The sequence below is a fragment of the Clostridium sp. HBUAS56017 genome (genome assembly GCF_007115085.1).
In the GTDB taxonomy this organism is placed as follows: domain Bacteria; phylum Bacillota; class Clostridia; order Clostridiales; family Clostridiaceae; genus Clostridium; species Clostridium cibarium.
Window position 1 is genome coordinate 20361 of record NZ_SULK01000036.1, and the last position, 969, is coordinate 21329.

Below are 969 nucleotides of genomic sequence, written 5' to 3' on the forward strand. Positions count from 1 at the left end.
TAGGTAAATGTGGCTCGATAGCTCAGTCGGTAGAGCAGAGGACTGAAAATCCTCGTGTCCCTGGTTCGATTCCTGGTCGAGCCACCAGAAAAAAAGCACTAACATTTGTTAGTGCTTTTTTTTATACATTTTCAATTTGCCAATCGATTGTAGGAATGTTTAAGGAATTCAAAATATTATTAGTTTGAGAAAATGGTTTACTACCCAAAAAACCTCTAGAAGCTGAAAGAGGACTAGGATGAACAGATTCTAGAATATAGTGTTTCTTATTAGTAATTATTTTTTTCTTACTTATAGCATTGTTGCCCCATAATATAAACACAATTGGGGTATCTCTTTCATTTAGTACAGATATAACTTTGTCTGTAAACACTTCCCAACCCTTACCTTTATGAGAATTAGCGTTGCCTGCTTGAACAGTAAGAACGGTATTTAAAAGTAAAACTCCTTGGTCTGCCCATTTCTTTAAGTAACCATTATTAGGGATATAGCAACCTACATCATTATGTAGTTCTTTGAATATATTTTTTAGAGATGGAGGAATAGCTATACCAGGTTTAACTGAAAAACTCAATCCGTGGGCTTGATTTGGACCATGATATGGATCCTGACCTAATATTACAACTTTAACATCATTATAGTCAGTATAATGTAGCGCGTTAAAAATATCATACATATCTGGATAAATAGTTTTAGTCTTATATTCCTCAACTAAGAAGTTATGCAATTTAATATAGTAGTCTTTTTCAAATTCATCTTTTAAAAATTCATTCCAAGTGTTTTTTAATATTTGTTTCATATACATCACCTATGTTTAGTATACCATAAAATCAATATAATAATTTGCATATATAATTGGCTTAGAATTATATGAAGATTCATAGTATAAAGAATATTCATAAAAAGTAAAAAAACTGATCCTAGCATATCAATATATGAAATACTTTATATATTTAAGCAAATTTGATT

The 969-nt window shown here is 30.2% G+C and carries 1 protein-coding gene and 1 tRNA gene; one reads left to right on the forward strand and one right to left on the reverse strand.

Annotated elements, in window-relative coordinates:
* Positions 1–11 precede the first annotated feature (11 nt).
* Positions 12–87, forward strand: a tRNA-Phe gene (locus FAY47_RS19155).
* 34 nt (positions 88–121) lie between these two features.
* Here FAY47_RS19155 and FAY47_RS19160 read toward each other — a convergent pair.
* Entirely contained in the window at positions 122–799 is a 678-nt protein-coding gene (locus tag FAY47_RS19160) for a uracil-DNA glycosylase (protein WP_143318534.1), read from the reverse strand.
* Positions 800–969 lie beyond the last annotated feature (170 nt).

Coding starts and splice junctions, on each gene's coding strand:
- FAY47_RS19160 (WP_143318534.1), bottom strand. CDS start 799: ATGAAACAAATATTAAAAAACACTTGGAATGAATTTTTAAAAGATGAA.